The 5,481-nt window shown below is 71.4% G+C and carries 4 protein-coding genes and 2 pseudogenes; 2 read left to right on the top strand and 4 right to left on the bottom strand.

Annotated elements, in window-relative coordinates; genetic code table 11:
- Together AC2W7M_RS18975 and AC2W7M_RS18970 are read right to left on the bottom strand one after the other, a co-directional pair.
- A pseudogene (locus AC2W7M_RS18975) lies at positions 1-234 on the bottom strand (ethanolamine ammonia-lyase light chain EutC); the annotation flags it as partial.
- Positions 231-1,618, bottom strand: a pseudogene (locus AC2W7M_RS18970) (ethanolamine ammonia-lyase subunit EutB). The pseudogenes AC2W7M_RS18970 and AC2W7M_RS18975, both read right to left, overlap by 4 nt.
- Before the next feature lie 429 nt (positions 1,619-2,047).
- On the opposite strand from AC2W7M_RS18970, the gene AC2W7M_RS18965 reads away from it, so the two are divergent.
- On the top strand, positions 2,048-2,578 hold the full coding sequence (locus tag AC2W7M_RS18965) for a c-type cytochrome (RefSeq protein WP_486134054.1): 531 nt from the start codon (positions 2,048-2,050) through the stop codon (positions 2,576-2,578).
- A 174-nt stretch (positions 2,579-2,752) separates the two neighbouring features.
- Here the strand turns inward: AC2W7M_RS18965 and AC2W7M_RS18960 are convergent, their stop codons facing one another.
- Both AC2W7M_RS18960 and AC2W7M_RS18955 read right to left on the bottom strand, forming a co-directional pair.
- Complete coding sequence (locus AC2W7M_RS18960; protein WP_486134053.1) at positions 2,753-3,931, bottom strand: NAD(P)/FAD-dependent oxidoreductase; 1,179 nt, start codon at positions 3,929-3,931, stop codon at positions 2,753-2,755.
- Positions 3,932-3,947: 16 nt separating this feature from the next.
- On the bottom strand, positions 3,948-5,123 hold the full coding sequence (locus AC2W7M_RS18955; protein WP_486134051.1) for a CaiB/BaiF CoA transferase family protein: 1,176 nt from the start codon (positions 5,121-5,123) through the stop codon (positions 3,948-3,950).
- Positions 5,124-5,229: 106 nt separating this feature from the next.
- Here AC2W7M_RS18955 and AC2W7M_RS18950 point away from each other — a divergent pair.
- A partial coding sequence (locus tag AC2W7M_RS18950; protein ID WP_486134049.1) for an SDR family NAD(P)-dependent oxidoreductase occupies positions 5,230-5,481 on the top strand: 252 nt, incomplete at its 3' end.

Below are 5,481 nucleotides of genomic sequence, written 5' to 3'. Positions count from 1 at the left end.
GTCGCGGCCGGGGGCGGCGCTTTTTCCACGCGCACCGTGGAGAAACCGAGCGCGCGCACCTCGCGCTCCACCGCATCGCCGTTCGAAGGCGGTATGGACCGCGTCGCGCGCCTTCGCATGGGCGAGCGCGAAGCGCAGCACCTCCGCCGTGGGCAGGCTCGCGCCGGTGCGGCCGAGGGCGATGCGCGCCGGGGTGTGGCGGGCGAATCCGAGCCAGGGATCGCGGGCGGTCATGCCGCCTGGTCCGCTACGAAGCCGAGCAGGGGGTGGTGCGCATCCGCCGGCAGCAGGCGGCCGTCCGCCCCGGCGATGCCCATCTTCTCCAGCCACGCCTCGAATTCGGGCGCGCGCTTGAGGCCCAGCACCTCGCGCACATAGAGCGCGTCGTGGAACGAGGTGGACTGGTAGTTCAGCATCACGTCGTCGGCGCCGGGAATGCCCATCACATAGGTCACGCCCGCCGCGCCGAGCAGGGTCAGGAGGGTGTCCATGTCGTCCTGGTCGGCTCGGCATGGTTGGTGTAGCAGACGTCGACGCCCAGCGGCACGCCCAGCAGCTTGCCGCAGAAGTGGTCCTCCAGCCCGGCGCGGATGATCTGCTTGCCGTCATAGAGATATTCCGGGCCGATGAAGCCCACCACGGTGTTCACCAAAAGCGGCTCGAACACCCGCGCCACCGCATAGGCGCGCGCCTCCAGCGTCTGCTGGTCGACGCCGTGATGGGCGCCGGCGGACAGCGCCGAGCCCTGGCCGGTCTCGAAATACATGGCGTTCTGGCCCACCGTGCCGCGCTTCAGCGCCCGGGCCGCATCGGTTCCTTCCTTGAGCACCGCGAGATCGACGCCGAACGAGCGGTTCGCGCCCTCGGTGCCGGCGATGGACTGGAACACGAGGTCCACCGGCGCGCCCCGGTTCATCAGCTCGATGGAACTGGTGACGTGGGTCAGCACGCAGCTCTGGGTGGGGATGTCGAAGCGCCGGATCACCTCGTCCATGAGCTTCAGCAGGCGGTCGATCACCGGCAGGCTGTCCGAGGCGGGGTTGATGCCGATCACCGCGTCGCCGCAACCATAGAGCAGGCCGTCGAGGATCACCGCGGAGACGCCGGCCGCGTCGTCTGTGGGATGGTTGGGCTGGAGGCGCACCGCCATGGTGCCGGGCAGGCCGATGGTGTTGCGGAAGCGCGTGACCACCCGGCACTTGCGCGCGGCGAGGATCAGATCCTGGTTGCGCATGATCTTCGAGACCGCTGCGGCCATCTCCGGCGTGAGGCCGGGCGCGAGGGCGGCAAGCGCCTGCGGCGTTGCCGCATCCGACAGCAGGAAGTCGCGGAAATCGCCCACCGTCAGGGCACTGACCGGCGCGAAGGCGGCGCGGTCGTGGCCGTCGAGGATGAGGCGCGTCACCTCGTCCGTCTCGTAGGGCACCAGCGCCTCGGAGAGGAACGCCTTCAGCGGCACCTCGGCGAGGCACATCTTGGCGGCGACGTTCTCCTCCGCGCTGGCGGCGGCGATGCCCGCCAGCATGTCGCCGGAGCGCGGCGGGGTCGCCTTGGCCATCAATTCCTTCAAATCGGCGAACGCATAGGATTTCGCGCCGACCCGGTGGACGAAGGCCATGACCCAACTCCTCTGGCTCGAATGCGACCGCCTCGGCGCCCGCACCGCTCAGCCGCCACGATCCGGCGATCCGCGCTCCAATGCAACAAGCATGCCCCAAGACACGCAGGTACGCAGGCCCCGGATGGGCCGCGGGCGCCGCAGCCGCCGGCTCCGCGTTCATTCCCGGTTCAGGCGAGCGGCTCTAACCACCCGCGCCACGGTGCAGGTTCCACTGCCCGCGCGGGCCATGGGAGCCCTGCCGCGGACAGGGGCGAAGGCGCTGCGGCCACGCGGGGTGGCCGCGCGCTTGGATGCCGCGCCGTGCCGGACCTTGCGCAGGATGCGCAGGCCGGGGTCCTGATCGCGACCGGTCTTCCTCCTTCGGCCCGGCGGGCGCATGCCCGGCGGTGGACCGGGCGCGCCTCGTCTCAACGGAGTGACTTCGACATGGCCTTCAAGCCCGACCGCAGCCGGTCCCGCGCCGGCAGCCTTGTGCGTATCCTCGCCGGCGGTGCCGCGCTCGCGGCGCTCGCATCCGTGCCGGCGGCAGCGGAGACCCAGCTGGAGCGCGGCAAGTATCTCGCGACCATCATGGACTGCACCGGCTGCCACACGCCCGGCGCGCTGATCGGCAAGCCCGACATGGCGCGCTATCTGGGCGGCGCGGACGTGGGCTTCCAGATCCCCACCGTCGGCGTCTTCTATGCGCCCAACCTCACGCCGGACAAAGAGACGGGCCTTGGCGCGTGGAGCGCGGCGGAGATCGTCGACGCGGTGCGCAAGGGCGTGAGGCCCGACGGCCGGATGCTGGCGCCGATGATGCCCTATCCCTCCTACGGCGCCATGTCGGATGGCGATGCCATGGCCCTCGCGGCCTATCTGAAGAGCCTGCCGCCGGTGAAGCACAAGGTGCCCGGCCCCATCGGCGCCACCGAGAAGGCGCCGGCGCCCTACCTCACGGTGGTGATGCCGCAGTGAGCCACGGGGGCGCGTGCGCGCCCCCGGCCGAACGGTCTCCCGCGCGCCCCCAGCCATGCCCCGTCGCCCTCCGGCTTGACCGGAGGGCTCATGGACCCTGGCGGCACGCCCAGCATCGACGATGGATGCTCCGGTCAAGCCGGAGCATGACGGCGGTTGGGCGGCCGTCGCGCCTCACACCACCTTCAGCTCGCGCATCGGGGCGTTGCAAGCGAGGCGGTCGAAGCCGAGGGGCGAAAGGTCGAGGCTGAGATAGCGCCCGTGGACGATCAGCTCGGCGAGGCCACGCCCGATCGCCGGCGACTGCTGCAGCCCGTGGCCGGAGAAGCCGTTGGCGAGCAGGAAGCCGTCGAGCCCCGCGACGGCGCCGATGAAGGCGTTCTGGTCGAAGGCGTTCATGTCGTAGTGCCCGGCCCAGGCGCGGCCCTGTCGGATGCGCTCGAAGGCGGGGATGCGGGCGGCGAGCTGCGGCCACACCACATCCTCGAAGAAGGCGTGATCCACCTCGAAATCGTCGCTGTCGGGGTCGTCTTCGGGCGGGGGAGCCGAGCCGCCGAGGAAGCCGCCCCCCTCCGGGCGCACATAGACGCCGCTCGGATCGATCACCAGCGGCAGGTCGCGCGGCGGGTCCTCCGCCGTGAAGGTGAAGATCATCCGCTTCTTCATGTGCACCGGAATGTCGATGCCGGCCGAGGCCGCGAGCGCCCGCCCGCCCGCGCCGGCCGCATTCACCACCATGCCGGCGGGAAGGAACGTTCCGTCCGCGAGCCGCACCCCGGTCACCCGGCCGCCAGAGGTCTCTACGGCCTTGGCGCGGGCCGCGCGGTATTCGACGCCGAGGCTACGGGCCTTGCGGCGCAGCGCCATGAACAGGCTCCAGCCGTCGAACCAGCCTTCCCCCGAAAGGCCGAGGCATCCGGCGGCGATGCCCGAGCGGTCAAGCCAGGCAAAACGCGCCGCGAGCGCCTCCGGCTCCAGGAAGGCGATGTCGGCGCCGTGGGCCTGCTGCACGCGGTGCCCCGCTTCGAGCGCCGCGCGCCCCTGCGCGCTGGCGAGGAACAGGTATCCGCCCTCGTGCAGCGACAGCGCCGGCCGGTCGCCGTCCACAGCCAGAAGCTCCGGCGCGGCGCGCAGGAACGCGATGCCGAACAGCGAAATCTGGACGTTGATGGCGCACGAATATTGCTGGCGGATGGAGGCGGCCGACAACGCCGAGGCCGCGCGGGCATAGGTCGGGTCCTGCTCCAGCACCAGCACGCGGCCGGTGAAGGCGGGATCGGCGGCGAGATGGTAGGCGACCGAGGAGCCGGTCGCGGCCCCGCCGACGATCACCACGTCGAAAGACGGGTCCATGGAACGCCTCCGCGCGTCAACCCGTCGCCAGGGTCTTCAGCAGCGCCAGCACGGCGGCGGTGTCGGCGCCGAGGCGGGGGCTCGCGCTCGCCGCCACCTGCCGCACGCCGTCGATGACGATCGGGCTCGCCAGTGAGGGCAGCGTGCCGCCGCCGGCCTCGGGCAGGGCGACGTTCAGGCCGCGATGGATCACCTGCGGGTCCGCGAATACCTGGGGGATGGTGTTGATGGGGCCGGCCGGCACACCTTCCTTCTCCAGCGCCGCGAGCAGCGGATCGCGCTCGCGGCGGATGACGAGACCGGCGAGCAGCGGCACCAGATCGGCCCGGTTGGCGACGCGCCCGGCATTGCCGGAAAAGCGCGGATCCTGCGCCAGGTCCGGCGCGCCGAGCACGGCGCAGAAGCGCGCGAACTGGCCGTCATTGCCCACGGCGACGATCAGGTGGCCGTCGGCGCAGGCGAACACCTGGTAGGGCACGATGTTGGGATGGGCGTTGCCCATGCGGGTCGGCGCCTTGCCGGAGGCGAGATAGTTCATGGCCTGGTTGGCGAGCACGCTCACCTGCGTGTCCAGCAGCGCCATGTCCACATGGCCGCCCGTGCCGGTCTCCTCGCGCCGGCGCAGGGCGGCGAGGATGCCGACGGTGGCATAGAGGCCGGTGAAGATGTCGGCGAAGGCGACGCCCACCTTTTCCGGCTCGCCGTCCGGCTCCCCGGTCAGCTCCATGATGCCGCCCATGCCCTGCACCAGGAAGTCATAGCCCGCGCGGGGCGCGTAGGGGCCGTCCTGGCCGAAGCCGGTGACGGAGCAATAGACGAGGCGGGGGTTCTCGGCCTTCAGGCTCTCATGATCGAGCCCGTATTTCTTCAGGCCGCCGACCTTGAAGTTCTCGATCAGGACATCGCATTCCCGCGCCAGAGCGCGGATGGTGGCCTGGCCCTCGGCGGTCTCGAAATCCACCGCCACCGACTTCTTGCCCCGGTTCGTGGCGTGGAAATAGGCGGCGCCCAGAGGCGCGCCATCGGCGCCGGTGAAGAAGGGCGGTCCCCAGGTGCGGGTATCGTCGCCGCCCGCCGGCCGCTCCACCTTGATGACCTCGGCCCCGAGATCGGCGAGCAGCTGCCCGGCCCACGGCCCGGCGAGGATGCGCGCGAGTTCAAGGACACGAAGGCCGGCAAGGGGAGGGGACATGGGCGGGTCCTTCCGGCGCGCAGGCGGCGCGCGAGCAAATGGGGGCAGGCAGACCTAAGCAATTGTGACGCCGGACGGAAGGCCAAAATCGTCCCCTGCGGCGAGGATGCCGGCGCGGCGCTTGCCCGTGCCCGTGCCCTTTCCCGTTCCGGCCCGTCGCCGTATGGATGGCCGTCGCCAGGAGCCCCGCTTTATGACCGTGCCCTCCGCCGCCCTCGATTTCTCGCAGTCGCGCGTGCTCGTCACCGGCGCGGCGGGCGGCATCGGCCGCGCCATCGCCGCGGCCTTCGCGGCCCAGGGCGCCCATGTGATCCTGGCCGATCTCAGTGCCGAGCGCGCCGGCGCGGTCGCCGCGCTA

This window comes from Xanthobacter sp. BG11Y11_SDJG (genome assembly GCF_057364445.1).
The sequence above is the reverse complement of the archived record's forward strand: the minus strand, read 5'-3'. Positions and strand labels throughout refer to the sequence as shown.